We start from the raw sequence: 23,194 nt of genomic DNA on the forward strand, positions 1-23,194 counted from the left end.
ATGAATCAGTCCCTGCAGTTTTCGCAAACCTACCCCCTGACGGCCGCCCAGCGGGACATCTGGCTGGATCAGATGAGCAAGGGCGATTCACCTTTGTACAACATAGGAGGATATCTGCACATCGAGGGCGTTGTTGACCCCGAGCGCTTCCAACGGGCGTTCGACTTGTTAGTGCAGAAACACGACGCCCTGCGCACGGTATTGCTCTCAGGCACCGAGGCCGGTGGCGTCCCCATGCAGATGCTGGTCGACACTCTGGCGGTGCAGGTTCCGGTGCATGATTTTTCTGATCGATCCGATCCAGAAGCAGCGGCACAGGCCTGGATACAGCAACGTATGGGGGTTGCGTTTCCATTGGACGGTGACCACCTGTTTCGCTTCGACCTGCTCAAACTCAACGACTCGTCGTTCTATTTCGCCGTCCAGGTCCATCACATCGTCCTGGATGGCTGGAGCATCGGTTTGATGTTCAAGGACCTCGGTGAGCTTTACAGCGCCCTGGAAAGTAACCAGTTGCCGGATTTGTCGGCGCCGTCCTACGTGGAGTTCATCCAGGACGATGCCCGCTATCGCCAATCCCCTCGCTTTGTTCGTGAACAACAATACTGGCTGGAAAAATACCAGGATGTTCCATCGCCATTATTCGTCGCGCGTGATCGCGATCATTACCCCAAAGGCATGGCGCCCAGCCGCCATGCCCTATGGCGCTATCCTCAAACGCTGAACGAACGGATCGACGTCCTGGCGCAATTGCATCAGTCGTCACGCTCTGCTGTGCTGCTTGCCGCGCTGTATGTCTATTTTTCCCGCACCACCCAGCGCGAAGAGCTGGTGATCGGCCTGCCGGTCCTGAACCGCTCCAACGCGACCTTCAAGAAGACCATGGGGTTGTTCACTCAGGTGAGCGCCGTGCGGTTGCGGTTCAGCGCCGACTTGTCATTCGGTGAGCTGGTCCACGAAGTGGCGCGCACCCTCAAACAGGACTATCGCCACCAGCGCTTCCCCCTGAGCGATATGAACCGTTCGCTGGAGCTGTTGCAGGGCAATCGCGCGCAGTTGTTCGATATATCGTTCTCCTATGAATTGGACGATCACCAGTTCATGTTCGGGCAGGCCCCGGCCCGTTCGGTGAAATGCTCGAACGGCCATGAACAGATGCCGTTGGCCATCCACGTGCGGAGCAACCCGCACGACGATAACGCCTGGCTGCACTGGATCTACAACGCAGCCTTTTTCCAGGACGGTGAAATCGAGGCGATGGCCGAGCGCTTCATGCAGGTGTTGGAGCAAGGCTTGGGCAATGACGCATTGCCGATCCGCGAGTTTGTGCTGCCGACGCCGGCCGAAGCCCGTCAGCTTCAGGCCTGGAACGCCAACGATGGGCAGCACTATGAGCATGACCGCACGATCCACGGCCTGTTCGAAGTGCAAGCGGCCGCGCAACCCGATGCGCTGGCGGTGGTATACGAAGACCGGGCATTGACCTACGGTGAGCTCAATGCCCGGGCGAACCAGGTTGCTCATCGCCTGCTGGCGTTGGGTGTTCGCCCGGATGACCGGGTGGCGATCTGTGTCGAGCGTGGCCTGGACATGATCGTCGGCCTGCTGGGTATCCTGAAGTCCGGCGCCGGTTACGTGCCGCTGGACCCGGCCTATCCCCCAGAGCGCCTGGCCTTCATGCTCGAGGACAGCTCCCCGGTGGCGTTGCTCACTCAGTCGGCGCTGGAGGTGCAACTGCCGGCGCTGTCTGCCCCGGTGTTATGGCTCGATCAGCCTGACAGCGCAGGCATCGCCCCACAGCCGGCGCACAACCCTGACGTCGCGACGCTGGCGTCGCATCACTTGGCTTATGTGATCTACACCTCCGGTTCCACCGGGTTGCCCAAGGGCGTGATGGTCGAACACCGCAACGTCGCACGGCTGTTCTCGGCGACCCAGCCGTGGTTCGAGTTCGGTCCGCAGGATGTGTGGGCGCTGTTCCATTCCTTCGCGTTCGACTTCTCGGTCTGGGAGATCTGGGGGGCGTTGATCCATGGTGGCCGCCTGTTGGTGGTACCGCAGTTGGTCAGCCGTTCCCCGCAAGACTGCTACGCGCTGCTGTGCGAGGCCGGGGTTACGGTGTTGAACCAGACGCCGAGTGCCTTCCGGCAGTTGATCGCGGCCCAGGGCGAAAGCGATCTGCGTCACAGCCTGCGCCAGGTGATCTTTGGTGGCGAAGCGCTGGAAACCGGCATTCTCAAGCCGTGGTATGCCCGTGTAGCCAACGCCGGGACACAGTTGGTGAACATGTACGGCATCACCGAGACGACGGTGCACGTAACCTATCGTCCGCTTGAAGCGGCGGACGCGCAGTTGATCGGGGTCAGTCCGATCGGCAAGCGAATTCCTGATTTGCGCCTGTACCTGCTCGACCCGTACGGCCAACCGGTGCCGGTGGGCGTGGAAGGTGAGTTGTATGTCGCTGGCGCGGGGGTGGCGCGGGGCTACCTGAACAGGCCAGAACTCAATGACACCCGCTTCCTCGCCGATCCGTTCGACAGCGCCGCCGGGGCGCGCATGTATCGCACCGGTGATCTGGGCCGCTGGTTGCGCAGCGGTGAGCTGCAATACCTGGGGCGTAACGACGAGCAGGTGAAAATTCGCGGCTTCCGTATCGAGCTTGGCGAGATCGAGGCGAAGCTGACGGCGTGCGAAGGTGTACGTGAAGTGGTGGTCGTCGCCCGTGAAGACGTGCCGGGCGATCAACGTCTGGTGGCCTATCTGATCGCCAATGAAGGCGTACGGCTGTCCGTGGTCGAACTGCGTTCAACCCTGCTGGGTTCGTTGGCGGATTACATGGTGCCCAGTGCCTTCGTGGTCCTTGAACGGTTCCCGCTGACCACCAATGGCAAGCTTGATCGCAAGGCACTGCCAGCGCCCGATGCAGAGGCTTATGCCCATCGCGTGTTCGAAGCGCCGGTAGGTGACGTGGAAATCACCCTGGCCGGGCTCTGGACTGAACTGCTCGGTGTCGAGCGGGTGGGGCGCCATGACCGGTTCTTCGAACTGGGCGGTCATTCGCTGCTGGCAGTCAAACTGATCGAACGCATGCGCCAGGTCAATCTGGACACCGATGTGCGGGTGCTGTTCGGCCAGCCAACCCTGGCGACACTGGCGGCCGTCACGGGGACCAGCGGCGTCAACGTCGTACCGGACAACGCCATTGCCCACGATGCCGAGCGCATCACGCCGGACATGCTGCCACTGGCAACGCTGACCCAGGACGAGATCGACCGTATTGTCGCGGCGGTGCCGGGCGGGGTGAGCAACGTACAGGACATCTACGCGCTGGTGCCATTGCAGGAAGGCATCCTGTATCACCACCTGGCGACGACCCAGGGCGATCCCTATCTGCTGCAAGCACTGTTGCGCGTGGGCAGTCGCGCACAGTTGGATGCGTTCGTGCAAGCCTTGCAGGCGGTGATCGAGCGGCATGACATCCTGCGTACGTCAGTGATGTGGGAAGAACTGGGCGAGCCGGTCCAAGTGGTCTGGCGCCAGGCCCGGCTGAGGGTGGAAGAACTTGCCCTGGATGCGGCCGCAGGCGACATTGCCGAGCAGTTGCAGGCCCGCTTCGATCCTCGCCATACCCGCTTCGACCTGCGTCAGGCACCGATGATGCGCATCCACGTGGCAGAGGACCTCGCCAACGGCAGTTGGGTCGCGGTATTGCTGTTCCATCACTTGATCGATGACGCCACTTCCCTGGGCATGCTGGGCAAGGAAATCGAGGCACACCTGGAAAACCGTTCGGGTGAACTGCCCAGGTCCGTGCCTTATCGCAACTATGTGGCGCAGGTCCGCTTGGGCAGCGACCCTGGCCAACATGAAGCGTTCTTCAGCGAAATGCTCGGGGACGTGGACGAGCCGACGCTGCCGTTCGGCTTGCAGGATGTGCAGGGTGACGGCACCGGTATCGAAGAGGCTTCGCTACCGCTGGCTGCCGACTTGACCCAGCGCCTGCGCGCCCAGGCACGGCGTCTCGGGGTCAGCACGGCGAGCCTGCATCATTTGGCCTGGGGCCAAGTGGTGGGGCGTTTGTCCGGTCGTCAGGATGTGGTGTTCGGTACGGTGTTGATGGGCCGCTTGCACAGCGGCCAGGACGAAGGACACGCCCTGGGCATGTTCGTCAACACGCTGCCGTTGCGCGTCGAGGCTGGGAGCCAGGGCGTACTGGCTGCTCTCAAGACCACCCACGAGCGCCTGGCGGCACTGCTGGGTCATGAACATGCGCCGTTATCCCTGGCGCAGCGCTGCAGCGGGGTCGCCGCGCCGACGCCCCTGTTCAGCGCCTTGCTGAACTACCGGCAAACCGCAGTGGCCGCGCAGGCACCCAAGGACGCCGGCCTGGCGCGAACCTGGGCCGGTGTCGAGATCCTGGGCGGCGAGGAGCGGACCAACTACCCGCTGTCGCTGTCGATAGACGACCTGGGCGAGTCGTTCGGGCTGACGGTGCAAGCCGTGGCCGGCATTGGCGCGCAGCGCGTCTGCGGCTATATGAATACGGTGCTCGAAGCATTGGCCGATGCGCTCGATCAGGCGGTCGACACACCGCTGCATGGCCTGGATATTGTCCCCGCCAATGAGCGTCGGCAATTGATCGAGGACTTCAATGCCTTCGATACGGCCTATCCGGCGGGAATGCTGATTCATCAGTTGTTCGAAGCCCAGGCCCAGGCCCGGCCGGAAGCTGTCGCGCTGACGTATCAGGACTTGCGCCTGAGCTACGGTGAGCTGAATCGGCTGGCGAACCAGATTGCCCATCGCCTGATCGAGCTGGGGATCGGTGCCGATGATCGCGTGGCAATCTGTGTGGACCGCAGCCTGGAAATGGTCGCGGGGCTGCTGGGGATTCTCAAGGCGGGTGCCGGTTATGTACCGCTGGACCCGGCCTATCCGAGCGAGCGCCTGGCCTACATGCTGGACGACAGCGCGCCCAAGGTGCTGCTGACCCAGCGCGATTTGCAGGCACGTTTCCCGCAACCGAGCATGCCGGTGTTGTTGCTCGACGCCGAGGAGCGCGATGCCGCCGGTATCAGCGCCCAGCCGCAAACCCCTCCGCACGTGAGCGGCCTGAGCCCCGACAGCCTGGCGTATGTCATCTATACCTCCGGTTCTACTGGCCAGCCCAAGGGCGTGGCCATGCCGCACCGGGCCCTGGTCAATCTGATGCAGTGGCAAATCGCACAGGCCCAGCAGCAGGGCCGCGCAGCTGCACGCACCTTGCAGTTCGCGGCCCTGGGCTTTGACGTTGCCTTCCAGGAGATCTTCAGCACCCTGTGCGCCGGTGGCGAATTGTCGTTGATCCATGCCGATATCCGGTTGAATTTCCATCGTCTGTTCCAGCATATCCGCGAGCAGCGCATCGAACGGCTCTACCTGCCGTGTGTCGCCCTGCAGGCATTGGCCGAGGCGGTGCTGGGCGATGGCGAGAGCGGTCCGTTGGCCTGCCCGCTGCGGGACGTCATCACCGCGGGCGAGCAACTGCGCATCACGCCACAGATCCGTGGCTTTTTCGCCCGCCTGGACGGCTGCCGCCTGCACAACCACTACGGCCCGACCGAATCCCACGTCGCCACCGCGCTGACCTTGCCGGACGATGTCGCCGCCTGGCCAACGCTGCCGGCCATCGGCTACCCGGTGGCCAACACGCGCATCTATCTGCTGGATGAACACCTGCGTCCGGTTCCAGCCGGCGTAGCTGGCGAGCTCCACATAGGCGGCGTGTGCGTTGCCCGTGGCTACCTGAACCGCGACGACCTCAGTGCCGAACGTTTCATTCGCGATCCCTTCGCGTTGGATGGCCAGGCACGTCTGTACAAGACCGGTGACCTGGGGCGCTACCAGCCCGACGGCTGCATTGAATACCTGGGACGTAATGACGACCAGATCAAGATCCGCGGCTTCCGCGTCGAGCTGGGGGAAGTCGAGGCCAGGCTTTGTCAGCAGGCCGGGATCAAAGAGGCGGCGGTCATCGCCCGCGAAGACAGCCCTGGCGACAAACGCCTGGTGGCGTACTTCACGCCTGCGATCGCGGACCTGTGGCCCGATGCCGATGCGCTGCGCGCGCACCTGCAGGCGCTCTTGCCGGACTACATGGTCCCGGCGGCCTATGTGCGCCTGGAAAAACTGCCCCTGTCACCCAATGGCAAGCTGGACCGACGGGCGCTGCCAGCGCCCGAGGCGCACGCCTTTGCCAGCCGTGCCTATGAAGCACCAATGGGCGAGGTGGAAACCGTGCTGGCCCGGCTGTGGACCGAAGTCCTGGGCGTGGAGCGGGTGGGGCGCCATGACCATTTCTTCGAGCTGGGCGGGCATTCGCTGCTGGCCGTGAAACTGATCGAACGCATGCGCCAGGCCGGCCTGAGTGCCGATGTGCGTGTGTTGTTCGGTCAACCGACCCTGGCCGCCCTGGCCGCGGCGGTGGGCGGTCGCGCTGACATCGTGGTGCCGGCCAATGCCATCAGCGCAGGTTGCCAGCGGATCACGCCGGCCATGCTGCCGCTGGTGTCGCTGGATCAGCCAACCATCGACCGGATTGTCGCCACGGTGCCCGGCGGGGTCGCTAATGTGCAGGACATCTACCCGCTGGCCCCGCTGCAAGAGGGGATTCTCTACCACCATATTGCCGCGCAAGCGGGCGACCCGTACCTGTTGCAAGCCGTGTTTGCCCTGGACAGCCGTGCCCAGCTCGATGGGTTCGTCCAGGCCTTGCAGGCGGTCATCGACCGGCACGACATCCTCCGGACCGCCGTGCTCTGGGAAGGCTTCGACCAGCCCTTGCAAGTGGTCCTGCGCCGTACCGAACTGCTACTCGAAGAACCGCTGTTGGACCCGGCACAAGGCGATATCGCCACGCAACTACAAGCGCTTTTCGACCCTCGGCACTGTCGCCTGGACCTGGGCAAGGCGCCACTGATGCGCCTGGCGTGCGCCTGGGACCGCGTCCAGCAGCGCTGGGTCGCGATCCTGCTGTTCCACCACATCGCCCTGGACCATACGGCACTGGACGTGATGCAGGAGGAAATGCTGGCGTGCCTCAACGGTGAGGCCGAGCGCCTGGACGCTGCCATGCCGTACCGCAATTATGTGGCGCAGACCCTGCTGGGCGTCAGCCGCGAGCAACACGAAGGCTTCTTCCGCGACATGCTCGGCGATGTCGAGGAGCCGACGCTGCCGTTCGGGCTGCGTGAAGTACAGGGCGACGGCCGGGGTATCGAAGAGGTCAAGCTGAACCTCGATGCCACATTGAGCCTGCGCCTGCGGCGACAGGCGCGCCTGCTGGGCGTGAGCCCGGCGGCCTTGCATCACTTGGCGTGGGCCAGGGTATTGGGGCGCTTGTCCGGTCGTGAAGACGTGGTCTTCGGCACCGTGTTGTTGGGCCGCATGCAGAGCGGCGAGGGCTCGGACCGCGCGCTGGGCATGTTCATCAATACCTTGCCGCTTCGAGTGAAAGTGGGCGCCGAGGATGTACGTTCGGGCGTCAAGGCGACCCATGAGCGACTGACCGCGTTGCTCGGTCATGAACACGCCTCGCTGGCACTGGCCCAGCGCTGCAGCGGCGTGCCGGCTTCGTTGCCGCTGTTCAGCGCCTTGTTGAACTACCGCCACAGCCCGCTTCAGGATAACGACGGCATCGAACGTTGGGCGGGTGCGCAAGTGCTAGCGGTCATGGAACGGACCAATTATCCGTGCATGTTGTCGGTCGATGATCAGGGCGAAGGGTTCCTGTTGAGCGTGCAGACCGCCGGCGCGGTCGATGCCCGGCAGGTTGGCGCCTACATGGAGACAGCCCTGGCGAGCTTGGTGGAGGCGCTGGAGTTCGCGCCCCAATCGCTTGTCAATGATCTGGACATCCTGCCTGACGGCGAGCGTTCGCAGTTGTTGCGCGATTTCAACGCCACCGAGGCCGATTACCCACAGCAGCAGACCATTCATGGTTTGTTCGAGGAGCAGGTGCAGCGTACGCCGGATGCCGTGGCGGTGATCCGTGGCGAGCAACGCCTGACTTATCGTGAGTTGAACGAACGGGCTAACCGTTTGGCCCACTATCTGCGCAAGCAAGGGGTGAAGCCCGATTCGCGAGTGGCGATCTGTGTCGAGCGTGGCATCGACATGGTCGTGGGCTTGCTGGCGATTCTCAAGGCCGGTGGCGGTTATGTGCCATTGGATCCGGCGTATCCGCTGGAGCGGATTGCCTACATGCTCGAAGACAGTGCGCCAGCAGCGGTATTGGCTCAGACCGCGACTGTTGAACTGCTGGTCGGCGCTTCGATGCCAGTGATCAATCTCGACAGTGGGCTGTGGCAGGACGAGTCCGTCCGGAATCCGGTGGTTGCCGAGCTGACTTCAGCGCATCTGGCCTATGTCATCTACACCTCGGGTTCGACCGGCCTGCCTAAAGGCGTGATGATCGAACACCGCAACACAGTGAACTTCCTGACTTGGGCCCATCGTTCCTTCGATGACGCCACGTTGTCGAAAACCCTGTTCTCGACCTCGTTGAACTTCGACCTGGCGGTCTACGAGTGCTTCGCGCCGCTGACGTCTGGCGGCAGCATTGACGTGGTCACTAATGTGCTGGAACTGCAACAGGGCGAGCACGACATCACCTTGATCAACACGGTGCCGTCGGCGCTCAAGGCCTTGTTGGAGTCCGGTGGGTTGGGCGAGGGCGTCGATACGGTCAACGTCGCTGGCGAAGCACTCAAGCGCAGCCTGGTGGAAACGCTGTTCGAACAGACCCAGGTCAAGCGCCTGTGCAACCTCTACGGCCCTTCGGAAACCACGACTTACTCCAGTTGGGTGTCGATGGCCCGCGAAGAGGGTTTCGCTGCACACATCGGGAAACCGGTCGCTAACACCCAGTTCTACTTGCTGGATGAACACCAACAACCGGTGCCATTGGGCGTGCCGGGTGAAATCTATATTGGCGGCGCCGGGGTGGCTCGCGGGTATCTCAACCGCGATGACCTGACTGCCGAACGTTTCCTCAAGGACCCGTTCAGCACCACGCCAAATGCCCGGATGTACAGGACCGGTGACCTCGGTCGCTACCTGGCGGATGGCAACATCGAATACCTGGGGCGCAACGACGATCAGGTCAAGATTCGCGGTTTCCGCATCGAACTGGGGGAGATAGAAGCCAAGCTCGCCCAGGCTCCAAACATCAAGGAAACCGTGGTCCTGGCCCGGGAAGATGTGCCGGGTGACAAGCGCCTGGTGGCTTATTTCACCCAGCACTCGCCAGATCAAGCACTGGACATCGAAACCCTGCGCACGCACTTGCAAGCGCAACTCCCGGATTACATGGTCCCGATGGCCTACGTCCGACTGGACGCGCTGCCACTGACCCCCAACGGCAAGCTCGACCGCAAGGCGCTGCCGGCACCGGATCTCGATGCCGTCATATCCCGTGGCTACGAAACTCCGCAAGGCGAAACCGAAACCGTCCTGGCGCAAATCTGGCAGGACCTGCTGGGGCTGGAGCAAGTCGGTCGACACGACCACTTCTTCGAGCTGGGCGGGCATTCGCTGTTGGCGGTCAGCCTGATCGAGCGGATGCGCCAGGCCGGTTTGAGTGCTGATGTGCGCGTGCTGTTCAATCAACCGACCCTGGCCGCGCTGGCGGCAGCCGTTGGTCATGACGGCAGCGAAATCGACGTCCCGGCCAACCTGATTCCGCTCGGTTGCACCCACATCACCCCGGCAATGCTGCCGCTGGCCGCGTTGAGCCAAGACGCCATCGACCGTATCGTGGCGACCGTGCCGGGCGGGGCGGGCAATGTGCAGGACATCTATCCGCTGGCGCCGTTGCAGGAAGGCATTCTCTATCATCACCTGACCGCCGAGCAGGGCGATCCGTATGTCTTGCAGGCACAATTTGCCTTTGACAACCGCGAACGCCTCGACGCTTTCACCCAGGCCCTGCAGGGCGTGATCGATCGCCACGACATCCTGCGAACCGCCATGGCCTGGGAAGGCCTGGACGAGCCGGTGCAGGTGGTCTGGCGCACGGCATCGCTGGGTGTCGAGCAAGTGGCCCTGGGCGCTGGGGACGGCGACATCGCCAGCCGGTTGAAGGCGCGCTTCGACGCGGGGCAATATCGCCTGGACATCCGCCAGGCGCCACTGATGTGCATCCGGTTTGCCGAGGATGTACTCAACCAACGTTGGGTGGCGACCCTGCTGTTCCATCACATGGCGCTCGACCATACGGCGCTGGAGGTGGTGCGGCACGAGATGCAGGCGCACCTGCTGGGCCAGGCCGGCCAATTGGGTGAGGCGGTGCCGTATCGCAACTACGTGGCCCAGGCCTGCCTGGGTGTGAGTCGCGAAGCACACGAGGCGTTTTTCCGTGAAATGCTCGGTACCATCGACGAGCCGACGCTGCCGTTCGGCCTGCAGGATGTGCGCGGCGATGGCAGCCTTGTCGAGGAAGCCCGACAGGGGCTCGCGACGGATTTGAGTCGACGCCTGCGTACCCAGGCCCGCCGCTTGGGCGTGAGCGCGGCCGCCTTGCATCACCTGGCCTGGGCCCAGGTGCTGGGCCGGGTGTCGGGGCGCGAAGAGGTGGTGTTCGGCACGGTACTGATGGGGCGGATGCAGGGCGGCGAAGGTGCCGACCGGGCATTGGGGATGTTCATCAACACCTTGCCGATTGGCGTGCAGGTCGGTGCGCAAAGCGTGCGCGACGGCGTCCTGGCGACCCACGCACGGCTGACCGGCCTGTTGGGCCATGAGCATGCCTCGCTGGCGTTGGCCCAGCGTTGCAGTGGCGTCATGGCACCGACGCCGTTGTTCAGCGCGTTGCTCAATTACCGGCATTCGGTCGCCGCGCCCATCGCGCTGCAAACCTCGTCCGCCTGGCAAGGCATCGAGGCACTGGGGGGCGAAGAGCGCACCAATTATCCGCTGACGATGAGCGTCGATGACCTGGGTGAAGATTTCAGCCTGACGGCGTTGGTTGAATCCAGGATCGGTGCCCAACGTGTCTGTGGCTATATGCAAGTGGCGCTGGAAAACCTGGTCGATGCGCTGGAACATGCGCCACAGACGCCGTTGCACAGCCTGGCGATCTTGCCGCTGGCCGAACGCAAGCAATTGCTTGAAACCTGGAATGCGACTGGTGCGACCTATACCCATGACCCGCTGATCCATCGGCAGTTCGAAGCCCAGGCCGCGGCGCATCCGCAAGCGGTGGCGGTGGTGTATGCAGACCAGGCACTGACCTACTGCGAACTCAACGCCCGGGCGAACCAGGTCGCGCATCGCCTGTTGGCCTTGGGCGTCTGCCCGGACGACCGGGTGGCGATCTGTGTCGAGCGTAGCCTGGAAATGATCGTCGGCCTGTTGGGCGTGCTGAAAGCCGGGGCCGGTTATGTGCCCGTAGACCCGGCCTACCCGGCGGAACGTATCGGCTACCTGTTGCAGGACAGTGCACCGGTCGCGGTGTTGGCGCAGACCATCACCCGCGGTTTACTGGCCGTCGGCTCGGCGCCGGTCATCGATCTCGATAGCGGCGATTGGCAGGACGAATCCGTCTCCAACCCCGAGGTGCCGGGGCTCGAAGCCAGCCATCTGGCGTATGTGATCTACACGTCCGGTTCGACCGGTCTGCCCAAGGGCGTGATGGTCGAGCATCGCAACCTCAGCAACCTGGTGGGCTGGCATTGCCAGGCCTTCGATGTGAAGCGCGGCAGCCGCACGTCCAGTGTCGCTGGTTTCGGTTTCGATGCGGCGGCCTGGGAGATATGGCCTTCGTTGTGTGCGGGGGCGACGTTGCTGTTGCCGCCGGCCCATGCGGGCAGCGAGGACGTCGGCGCGCTGCTCGACTGGTGGCAGGCCCAGGCGCTGGACGTGTGCTTCCTGCCCACGCCCATTGCCGAATACGCATTTGGCCGCGATATGGCCCACGATCAACTGCGCACCTTGCTGATTGGCGGCGACCGCCTGCGCAAACTACCGGCCGATCTGCCTTTCGAACTGATCAACAACTACGGCCCTACGGAAGCGACGGTGGTGACCACCTCGGGGCGGATCGATGCCTCGCAGGCGGTGTTGCATATTGGCAGACCGGTGGCCAACACCCAGGTCTACTTGCTCGATGCCCACCTGCAGCCGGTTCCGGTCGGCGTGGCGGGTGAGTTGTATATCGGTGGCGCCGGCGTTGCCCGGGGCTATTTGAACCGTGCGCAGTTGACCGCCGAGCGGTTTGTGAAAGACCCGTTCAGCACCGTGCAGGACGCGCGGATGTACCGCACCGGTGACCTGGCGCGCTACTTGCCGGATGGCAATATCGACTACCTGGGGCGCAACGACAGCCAACTGAAGATCCGTGGCCTGCGTATCGAACTGGGTGAAATCGAGGCCAGGCTTGGCGCGTGCCCCGGTGTGCGGGAAGCTGTTGTCGTCGCGGTGGGAGAGGCCCCGGATGACCAGCGCCTGGTGGCGTACTACACGGCGCACGACAGCCTGGATCAAGCGTTGACGGCCGAGCGCCTGCGCGAACAATTGCAAGTGCATTTGCCCAGCCACATGGTGCCTGCGGCCTATATGCGCCTGGACGCCTTGCCCCTGACCCCGAACGGTAAGCTCGACCGCCGGGCCCTGCCTGTCCCGGACAGCGAGGCCTATTCGGGCCGCGGTTACGAAGCCCCGCAAGGTGAGGTCGAAACGGCACTGGCGCGGATCTGGTCCGAGCTGCTCAAGGTTGAGCGGGTCGGCCGGCACGACCACTTCTTCGAGCTGGGCGGGCATTCGCTGCTGGCGGTCAGCCTGATCGAGCGGATGCGCCAGGCCGGGCTGAGCGCCGACGTCGGCGTGCTGTTCAGCCAATCCACCCTGGCGGCGTTGGCGGCGGCAGTCGGCAGTGGCCGCGAGGTCCGTGTCCCGGCGAATCTGATTCCATTGAATTGCGAATACATCACGGCGGACATGCTGCCGATGGTCGATCTGGACCAGGACGCCATCGACCGGATCGCCTCGACGGTACCGGGCGGCGCCGGCAACGTGCAGGATATCTATCCGCTGGCGCCCCTGCAGGAAGGTATTCTTTACCATCACCTGGCCGCCGAACGCGGCGACCCCTATGTGCTCCAGACGCAGTTCGCCTTCGACAACCGTGGGCGCCTGGAAGACTTTTCCCAAGCCCTGCAAAAGGTCATCGACCGTCACGACATTCTGCGCACGTCGGTGCTGTGGGAAGGGCTCGAACAACCGGTGCAAGTGGTCTGGCGCAAGGCGCTGCTGATTCAGCAAGAGGCGATCCTGGACCCGGCCGACGGAGACGTCGCGGCGCAGTTGCATGAGCGTTTCGATTCGCGGCAGAACCGCCTGGAGATTACCCGGGCACCGATGCTGCGCCTGGTTTATGCCCACGATGCCAGTCACGATCGTTGGCTGGCGATGCTGCTGTTCCACCACATGGCCCTGGACCACACCGCGCTGGAGGTGGTGCAACAGGAAATGCAGGCGTATCTGCTGGGGCAGGCTGATCAGTTGGGCGTCGCGATGCCGTATCGCAATTATGTGGCTCAGGCCCGTTTGGGTGTGAGCGCTGAAGCCCATGAACGGTTCTTCCGCGACATGCTCGGTGACGTCGACGAGCCAACGCTGCCGTTCGGCTTGCAGGATGTGCAAGGCGATGGCAGCGACATCGAGGAAGCCCGCCATGAGGTGGAAGCCGACCTCGGTCGTCGGTTGCGGGCCCAGGCGCGTCAGCTCGGGGTGAGCGCGGCGAGCTTGTATCACTTGGCCTGGGCCCAGGTGCTGGGCCGGGTCTCGGGTCGCGAAGACGTGGTGTTCGGTACGGTCCTGCTGGGCCGGATGCAGGGCGGCGAGGGTGCCGATCGGGCACTGGGGATGTTCATCAATACCTTGCCGTTGCGAGTGAGTGTCGGGCAAACCGGCGTTCGCGCCGGTGTGAAAGCGACCCACGCTCGCCTGACCGCATTGCTCGGCCATGAACACGCCGCCTTGGCGCTGGCGCAACGCTGCAGCGGCGTAGAGGCGCCGACGCCGTTGTTCAGTGCCTTGCTCAACTACCGCCACACCGCCGTGTCGACCTCGGCCGAGGCGCTGTCGGCCTGGAACGGCATTCAGGTGCTGGGCGGCGAAGAGCGGACCAACTACCCATTGATGTTGTCGGTGGATGACCAGGGCGAGGCGTTCAGCTTTACCGTCATGACCCCGGCACGCATTGGCGCGCAGCGGCTTTGTGGTTATGTGCAGCACACCCTGGAGAACCTGGTCGATACGCTTGAGCAGCAGCCGGACTTGTCCTTGCAGCACATGTCGATCCTGCCGGCCTCGGAACGTGAGCGACTGCTGGTGACGTTCAACGCCACCGAAGCCGATTACCCGCAGCAGCAGACCATTCATGGGTTGTTCGAAGAGCAGGTGCAGCGTACGCCGGATGCCGTTGCGGTGATTCGCGGCGAACAACGCCTGACTTATCGTGAGTTGAACGTGCGGGCTAACCGTTTGGCCCACTATCTGCGCACGCAAGGGGTGAAGCCCGATTCTCGAGTGGCGATCTGTGTCGAGCGTGGCATCGACATGGTCGTGGGCTTGCTGGCGATTCTCAAGGCCGGTGGCGGTTATGTGCCATTGGATCCGGCGTATCCGCTGGAGCGGATTGCCTACATGCTGGAGGACAGCGCGCCAGCGGCGGTGTTGGCCCAGGACGTGACGGTCGAACTGCTGGCCGGCGCTTCGATGCCAGTGATCAATCTGGATAGCGGGCTGTGGCAGGACGAGTCCGTCCGGAATCCGATGGTCGCCGAGCTGACGTCCGCGCATCTGGCCTATGTCATCTACACCTCGGGTTCGACTGGCTTGCCTAAAGGCGTGATGATCGAACACCGCAACACAGTGAACTTCCTGACTTGGGCCCATCGTTCCTTCGATGACGCCACGTTGTCGAAAACCCTGTTCTCGACCTCGTTGAACTTCGATCTGGCGGTTTACGAATGCTTTGCGCCGTTGACTTCAGGCGGCAGTATCGAAGTCGTGACTAATGTGCTGGAACTGCAACAGGGCGAGCACGACATCACCCTGATCAACACCGTGCCTTCGGCGCTCAAGGCCTTGCTGGAGTCCGGTGGACTGAGTGAGGGCGTCGACACGGTCAACGTCGCCGGCGAAGCGCTCAAGCGCAGCCTGGTGGAGACGCTGTTCGAACAGACCCAGGTCAAGCGCCTGTGCAACCTCTACGGCCCTTCGGAAACCACGACGTATTCGAGTTGGGTGTCGATGGCCCGTGAAGATGGGTTTGCGGCACACATCGGCAAACCGGTCGCCAACACCCGGTTCTACTTGCTGGATGAGCACCAACAACCGGTGCCATTGGGTGTGCCGGGCGAAATCTACATCGGCGGGGCTGGGGTCGCTCGTGGGTATCTCAATCGCGATGATCTCACCGCTGAACGTTTCCTCAAGGACCCGTTCAGCACCACGCCAAATGCCCGGATGTACAAGACCGGTGACCTCGGTCGCTACCTGCCGGAAGGCAACATCGAATACCTGGGGCGCAACGACGACCAGGTGAAGATCCGCGGTTTCCGCATCGAACTCGGCGAGATCGAAGCCAAACTTGCTCGCCACGATGCGCTGAAAGAAACCGTGGTCCTGGCCCGTGAAGATGTACCGGGCGACAAGCGCCTGGTGGCCTATTTCACCCAGCACTCACCGGATGAAGCAGTAGAAATAGAAACCCTGCGCACGCACCTGCAAGCACAACTGCCGGACTACATGGTGCCGCTGGCCTATGTGCACCTGGATGCCTTACCGCTGACCCCCAACGGTAAACTCGACCGCAAGGCCCTGCTGGCGCCGGACCTCGACGCGCTGATCACCCGTGGCTACGAAGCCCCACAAGGCGAGGTCGAAGCCATCCTGGCGCAGATCTGGCAAGACTTGCTCAAGGTTGAGCGCGTGGGCCGTCACGATCACTTCTTCGAGCTGGGCGGGCATTCCCTGCTGGCGGTCAGCCTGATCGAGCGCATGCGTCAGGCCGGGTTGAGCGCTGATGTGCGCGTACTGTTCAATCAACCGACCCTGGCCGCGCTGGCGGCGGCAGTGGGGGGCGGCCGTGAAATCGATGTGCCGGTCAACGGCATTCCGTTCGGTTGCGAGCGAATCACGCCGGACATGCTGACGCTGACAAGCCTCGACCAGGACGCCATCGACCGCATCGTGGCGACGGTGCCGGGTGGTGCCCGCAACGTGCAAGAGATTTACCCGGTGGCACCGTTGCAGGAGGGCATTCTTTACCATCACCTGTCGGTTGAACAGGGCGATCCCTATGTCTTGCACGCGCAGTTTGCCTTTGACAGCCGCGAACGCCTCGACGCTTTCACCCAGGCCCTGCAAAGCGTCATCGACCGTCACGACATGCTGCGCACCGCCATTCTCTGGGAAGGTCTCGACGCGCCTCGACAAGTGGTCTGGCGTGAAGCGCGGCTGGGCCTTGAAGAACTGGTACTGGACCCGCAGGCCGGGGCGATCACCCAACAGCTGCAGGACCGTTTCGACACTCGGCACTATGCCCTGGACATGTCCCAGGCACCGCTGATGCGCTTGGCCTTTGCCCAGGACAAGCCCAACCAGCGCTGGGTGGCGATGCTGTTGTTCCATCACATCGCCCTCGATCATGCGGCGCTGAAAGTCGTACAGGCCGAGATGCAGGCGTACCTGCTGGGGCAGACCGATCAATTGGACGTCCCGGTACCGTATCGTAACTATGTGGCCCAGGCTCGCTTGGGTGGGGATCATGAAGCGCAGGAAGCGTTCTTCCGCGACATGCTTGGCGATGTCGACGAGCCCACGCTGCCATTCGGTTTGCAGCAGGTGCAGGAGGACATCGAGGATGCGAGCCTGATGCTCGACAGCGACTTGAGTCGCCGGCTGCGGCGCCTGGCACGCCAAGCGGGCGTGGGCGTCGCGAGCTTGCATCACTTGGCCTGGGCACACGTTTTGGCGCAGGCGTCCGGCAAGCAGGACGTGGTGTTCGGTACCGTGCTGATGGGCCGGATGCAGGGCGGCCAGGGTGCTGACCGTGCGTTGGGCATGTTCATCAATACCTTGCCGCTTCGCGTGAGCGTTGGCGACCAGACCGTCAAGGCCGGTGTCAAGGCGGTCCACGGGCAATTGACCGCACTGTTGGGCCATGAGCACGCCTCGTTGGCACTGGCCCAGCGTTGCAGCGGCGTGGCCGCGCCGCTGCCGCTGTTCAGCGCCTTGCTGAACTACCGCAACTCCAGCGAGCAGGCCGATACCGAGGCGGCGCTGTCGGCCTGGCATGGCATCGAGACGTTGAGTGGCGAAGCGCGTACCAACTACCCCTTGACGCTGTGTGTCGACGACTTGGGTGAAGACTTCGCCCTGACCGTCCTGGCCACGAGTGGCGTCGGTGCGCAGCGGGTCTGTGCCTACATGGCGACCGCGCTGCAAAGCCTGGCCACGGCATTGGAATCCAACCCGGCATCGCGCTTGCAGACCCTGACGGTACTGCCGCAAGCCGAGCGTCAACAGGTACTGACCGACTTCAACGCCACGACCCGTCGCTATCCCCAGGACAGGACCGTCCATGGTCTGTTCGAGGCCCAGGCCAACGAGCGTCCGCAGGCCATTGCAGCCATACACAATACGCAAAGCCTGACCTACGCCGAGTTGAACCACCGGGCCAATCGTCTGGCCCGGTATCTGGTCGGCCTCGGTGTGCAACCGGGGGATCGCGTGGCGATTGCACTGGAGCGTTCGCTCGAGCTGCTGGTCAGCCAACTGGCGATTCTCAAGTGCGCTGCCGCCTACGTACCGCTGGACGTCAGCGCACCGCTGGAGCGTCAGCAGTTCATGGTGCAGGACAGCGGCGCGCAGGTCGTGCTGACGTTGAGCGCGGCGCTAGTGCCTGAAGCCTCGCGACGGGTGGACCTGGATACGGAGGTCTTCGATGAGGTCGCCGATAACCTCGACCTGACGCAAAGCGCCGAATCGGTGGCCTACATCATGTACACCTCCGGTTCCACCGGCACCCCGAAAGGCGTGCTGGTGCCGCACCGGGCGATCAACCGGTTGGTGATCAACAATGGCTACGCCGACTTCAACACCGAGGACCGGGTGGCATTCGCCTCCAACCCGGCGTTTGACGCCAGTACCCTCGACGTCTGGGCGCCGTTGCTCAACGGCGGCTGCGTGGTGGTGGTCGATCAGGACGTACTGCTGACGCAAGCGCGTTTTGCGGCGCTGCTGCAAGAGCAATCGGTCAGCGTGTTGTGGATGACTGCCGGCCTGTTCCACCAATACGCCAGTGGTTTGATGGCGGTGTTCAGCCAGTTGCGCTACCTGATCGTCGGCGGTGACGTACTCGACCCGGCGGTGATCGGCCGCGTCCTGAACGAAGGCGCACCGGCTCATCTGCTCAACGGCTACGGCCCGACCGAGGCCACCACCTTCACCACCACCCACGAAATCAAAACCGTGGGCGAGGGTGGAATCCCGATTGGCCGACCGATTGGCAACACCCGTGTCTATGTGTTGGATGCCAACCAGCAACCCGTGCCTATCGGCGTGGCCGGCGAGTTGTACATCGGTGGCGACGGCGTGGCGAAGGGGTATCTGAACCGCCCTGAACTGACCGACGAGAAGTTCGTCGTCGATCCGTTCAATGCCGACCCCGGTGCCTTGCTTTACCGCACCGGCGACCTGGCGCGCTGGCGAGCAGACGGCACGGTGGATTACCTGGGGCGTAACGACGACCAGGTGAAGATCCGTGGTTTCCGTATCGAGCTGGGCGAGATCGAGGCCCGTTTGGGCCAGTGCCCTGGCGTGAAAGACGCGGTGGTGCTGGTGCGCGAAGACGCCCCGGGTGAGAAGCGCCTGGTGGCGTATTTCACGCCGCAGGCGCTGGACGTTGCGCCGCACATCGAAACCCTGCGTACTCACCTGCAGGGGCAATTGCCGGACTACATGATTCCGGTGGCCTATGTCCGCCTCGACTCACTGCCGCTGACTGCCAACGGCAAGCTCGACCGCCGTGCATTGCCGGCGCCGGATAGCGACGCCTACGTCAGCCGTGAATATGAAGCGCCCCAAGGTGAGGTCGAACAGCTATTGGCACAACTCTGGGCCGAGCTGCTCCGGGTTGACCAAGTGGGGCGTCACGACAATTTCTTCGAACTGGGCGGCCATTCGCTGTTGGCGGTCACGCTGATCGAACGCATGCGCCAGGTCGGCTTGAGCGCCGACGTGCGGGTGTTGTTCAGCCAGCCGACCCTGGCCGCATTGGGTGCGGCCATTGGCAGTGGCCGGGAGGTGACTGTCCCGGTGAACCGGATTGTCCCGGCCTGCGAACGGATCACCCCGGATATGCTCACGCTGATACAGCTTGATCAGGCGGCCATTGACCGGGTTGTGGCGACGGTGCCGGGAGGGGCGCCGAATGTACAGGACATCTACCCATTGGCGCCGCTGCAGGACGGCATTCTCTACCATCACCTGGCCGCCGATCAGGGTGATCCCTATGTGCTGAAAACCGTGTTCGAACTGCAAAGTCGCGACCGGTTGGCGGCGTTCGTGGACGCGCTGCAATACGTCATCGACCGGCACGACATCCTGCGCACCAGTGTGGTGTGGCAAGGCTTCGACGCGCCGATCCAAGTGGTGTGGCGCGAAGCGAAACTGTATCTGGAAGAGATCGCCCTGAACATTGCCGAGGGCGAGATCGCGGCGCAGTTGCAGGCGCGTTTCGACCCGCAGCACTACCGACTGGACATCACCCAGGCCCCGCTGATGCGTCTGGTGTTTGCCGAAGACGCGGTCAACCAGCGCTGGGTGGCGGTGTTGTTGTTCCACCATATGGCCCTCGACCACACGGCGCTGGAGGTCGTACAGCAAGAGATGCAGGCGCACCTGCTGGGCCAGGCCGACCAACTGCCCGTGGCGATGCCGTACCGCAACTATGTGGCGCAAGCACGCCTGGGCGTGAGTCAACAAGAACACGAAGGTTTTTTCCGCGAAATGCTCGGCGATGTCGACGAGCCTACCTTGCCGTTCGGCTTGCAGGACGTGAGCGGTGACGGACAAGCCATCGAGCATGCCAGGCAAGTTGTCGAGGCCACTTTGAGCCAGCGGCTGCGGGCACAAGCCCGGCAGTTGGGCGTGAGTGCCGCCAGCCTGGTTCACCTGGCCTGGGCGCAGGTACTGGGGCGTGTGTCCGGCAAGGATGATGTGGTGTTCGGTACGGTCCTGCTGGGCCGGATGCAGGGCGGCGATGGCGCCGACCGGGCACTGGGCATGTTCATCAATACCCTGCCGTTGCGGGTTGAAGTGAATAGCCAAGGCGTGCGCGAGGCGGTGAAAGCCACTCACGCACGGCTGACCGGGCTATTGGGCCATGAACACGCCTCGCTGGCCTTGGCCCAGCGTTGCAGTGGCGTGGTTGCGCCGCTGCCGCTGTTCAGCGCGTTGCTCAATTATCGGCACAGCGCCAGCGCAGCGGCCGAGGTCTCCAATCAAGCCTTGGCCGCGTGGCAGGGCATCGAGTTCCTGAGCAACGAAGAGCAGACCAACTACCCACTGACTCTGTCGGTGGATGACCTGGGCGACGGTTTCATGTTGAGCGCCCTGGTGTTGCAAGGGATCGGTGCGGCGCGCATCTGCGGCTACATGCACACCGCCCTGGAAAGCCTGGTGCAAGCGCTTGAGCAGGCGCCCCAGACCCCACTCAACCGCCTGGAGCTCCTGCCGTCGGCCGAGCGTCGGCAATTGCTGGTGGAGTTCAACGCCACTACTCGCAGCTATCCCCAGGACAGGACCGTCCATGGCCTGTTCGAAGCCCAGGCCAAGGAACGTCCGCAGGCTATTGCAGCTGTGCACGACGCGTACAGCCTGAGCTACGCCGAGTTGAACCGTCGGGCCAATCGCCTGGCCCGGCATCTGGTCGGCCTCGGTGTGCAACCGGGGGATCGGGTGGCGATTGCACTGGAGCGTTCGCTCGAGCTGCTGGTCAGCCAACTGGCGATTCTCAAGTGCGCCGCCGCCTACGTGCCGCTGGACGTCAGCGCACCGCTGGAGCGTCAGCAGTTCATGGTGCAGGACAGCAGCGCGCAGGTCGTGCTGACGTTGAGCACGGCGCTAGTGCCTGAAGCCTCGCGACGGGTGGACCTGGATACGGAGGTCTTCGATGAGGTCGCCGATAACCTCGACCTGACGCAAAGCACTGAATCGGTCGCCTACATCATGTACACCTCCGGTTCCACCGGCACCCCGAAAGGCGTGCTGGTGCCGCACCGGGCGATCAATCGCTTGGTGATCAACAACGGTTACGCCGATTTCAACACCGAGGACCGGGTCGCGTTTGCCTCCAACCCGGCGTTCGACGCCAGTACCCTCGACGCCTGGGCGCCGTTGCTCAACGGCGGCTGCGTGGTGGTGGTCGACCAGGACGTGTTGCTGACACAAGAACGTTTTGCGGCGTTGCTGCAAGAGCAATCGGTCAGCGTGTTGTGGATGACCGCCGGCCTGTTCCATCAATACGCCGCCGGGCTGATGCCGGTGTTCGCCCAATTGCGCTACCTGATCGTCGGCGGCGATGTGCTTGACCCGGCGGTGATCGGCCGCGTCCTGAAGGAAGGTGCGCCGCTGCATCTGCTCAACGGCTACGGCCCGACCGAAGCCACCACGTTCACCACCACTCACGAAATCAAAATCGTGGGTGAGGGCGGGATTCCGATTGGTCGTCCGATTGGCAACACCCGTCTCTATGTGCTGGATGCCAATTGTCAGCCAGTGCCTATCGGTGTCGCGGGCGAGCTGTACATCGGTGGCGACGGTGTGGCAAAGGGGTATCTGAACCGCCCTGAACTGACCGCCGAGAAGTTCGTCGCCGATCCGTTCAGCGTGGACCCAGGCGCCTTGCTTTACCGCACTGGCGACCTGGCGCGCTGGCGAGCGGACGGCACAGTGGATTACCTGGGGCGTAACGACGACCAAGTGAAGATCCGCGGTTTCCGTATCGAACTGGGCGAGATCGAGGCCCGTTTGGGCCAGTGCCCTGGCGTGAAAGACGCGGTAGTGCTGGCGCGACAAGACGATGCCGGGCCGAAACGCCTGGTGGCTTACGTGATCCCGGAGTCGGGTTTCACCCTGTCAGTGCAGGATCTGCGCGCATCGCTGGCCGCATCACTGGCTGATTACATGCTGCCCAGCGCCTTCGTGGTGTTGCCAGCCTTCCCGCTGACCGCCAACGGCAAGCTGGACCGCCGCGCACTGCCAGCGCCGGACGCCGAGGCCTATGCCAGTCGTGAGTATGAAGCGCCTGTGGGCGAGATCGAAGAGACACTGGCGCAGATCTGGGCCGATGTGCTCAAGGTCGAGCAGGTCGGTCGTCACGATCACTTTTTCGAACTGGGCGGCCATTCGCTGCTGGCCGTGACATTGATCGAACGCATGCGTCAGGTCGGTTTGAGCGCCGACGTGCGCGTGTTGTTCAGCCAACCGACCTTGGCTGCACTGGCCGCGGCGATTGGCAGCGGCAGGGAAGTCAGCGTGCCGGCAAACCTGATTGCTCTGGGTTGCGAACGCATCACCCCTGATCTATTACCGCTGGTCAACCTGACCCAGGACACCATCGACCAGATCGTCGCCACGGTGCCCGGTGGGGCGCGCAACGTGCAGGACATCTACCCGCTGGCACCGTTGCAGGAAGGCATCCTTTATCACCACTTGGCCGCCGAACAGGGCGACCCCTATGTGTTGCAGACGCAGTTCGCTTTCGACAACCGTGAACGCCTCGACGCCTTCATCGGGGCGCTGCAAGTGGTGATCGATCGCCACGACATCTTGCGCACCAGCGTGGTCTGGGAAGGGTTGGATGAGCCGGTGCAAGTGGTCTGGCGCGAGGTGGTGCTGGCGCCGCAATGCATTGTTCCAGAGGCCTCGGCTGGGGATATTGCCACCCAACTGGCCAGCCGCTTCGATGCCCGACACTATCGCCTCGACTTGGGCCAGGCGCCGTTGCTGCAATTGGCTTACGCCCGCGATGAGGCCCAGGATCGCTGGGTAGCGATCCTGCTGTTCCATCACCTGGTCCTGGATCACACCGCCCTGGATGTAATGCAGCATGAAATGCAAATGCACCTGTTGGGTCAGGATG

The 23,194-nt window shown here is 63.4% G+C and carries 1 protein-coding gene (cut by a window edge); it reads left to right on the forward strand.

The features are described 5' to 3' along the window. Positions 1 to 23,194: the 5' portion of a non-ribosomal peptide synthase/polyketide synthase gene (locus SGN16_RS13215; protein WP_339102102.1), read on the forward strand. Its footprint extends 5,897 nt past the window's final position; 23,194 of the gene's 29,091 nt are visible here — the first part of the coding sequence; its start codon is at positions 1 to 3; the stop codon falls past the right edge of the window.

Source organism: Pseudomonas sp. G166 (assembly GCF_037027455.2).
GTDB lineage: Bacteria > Pseudomonadota > Gammaproteobacteria > Pseudomonadales > Pseudomonadaceae > Aquipseudomonas.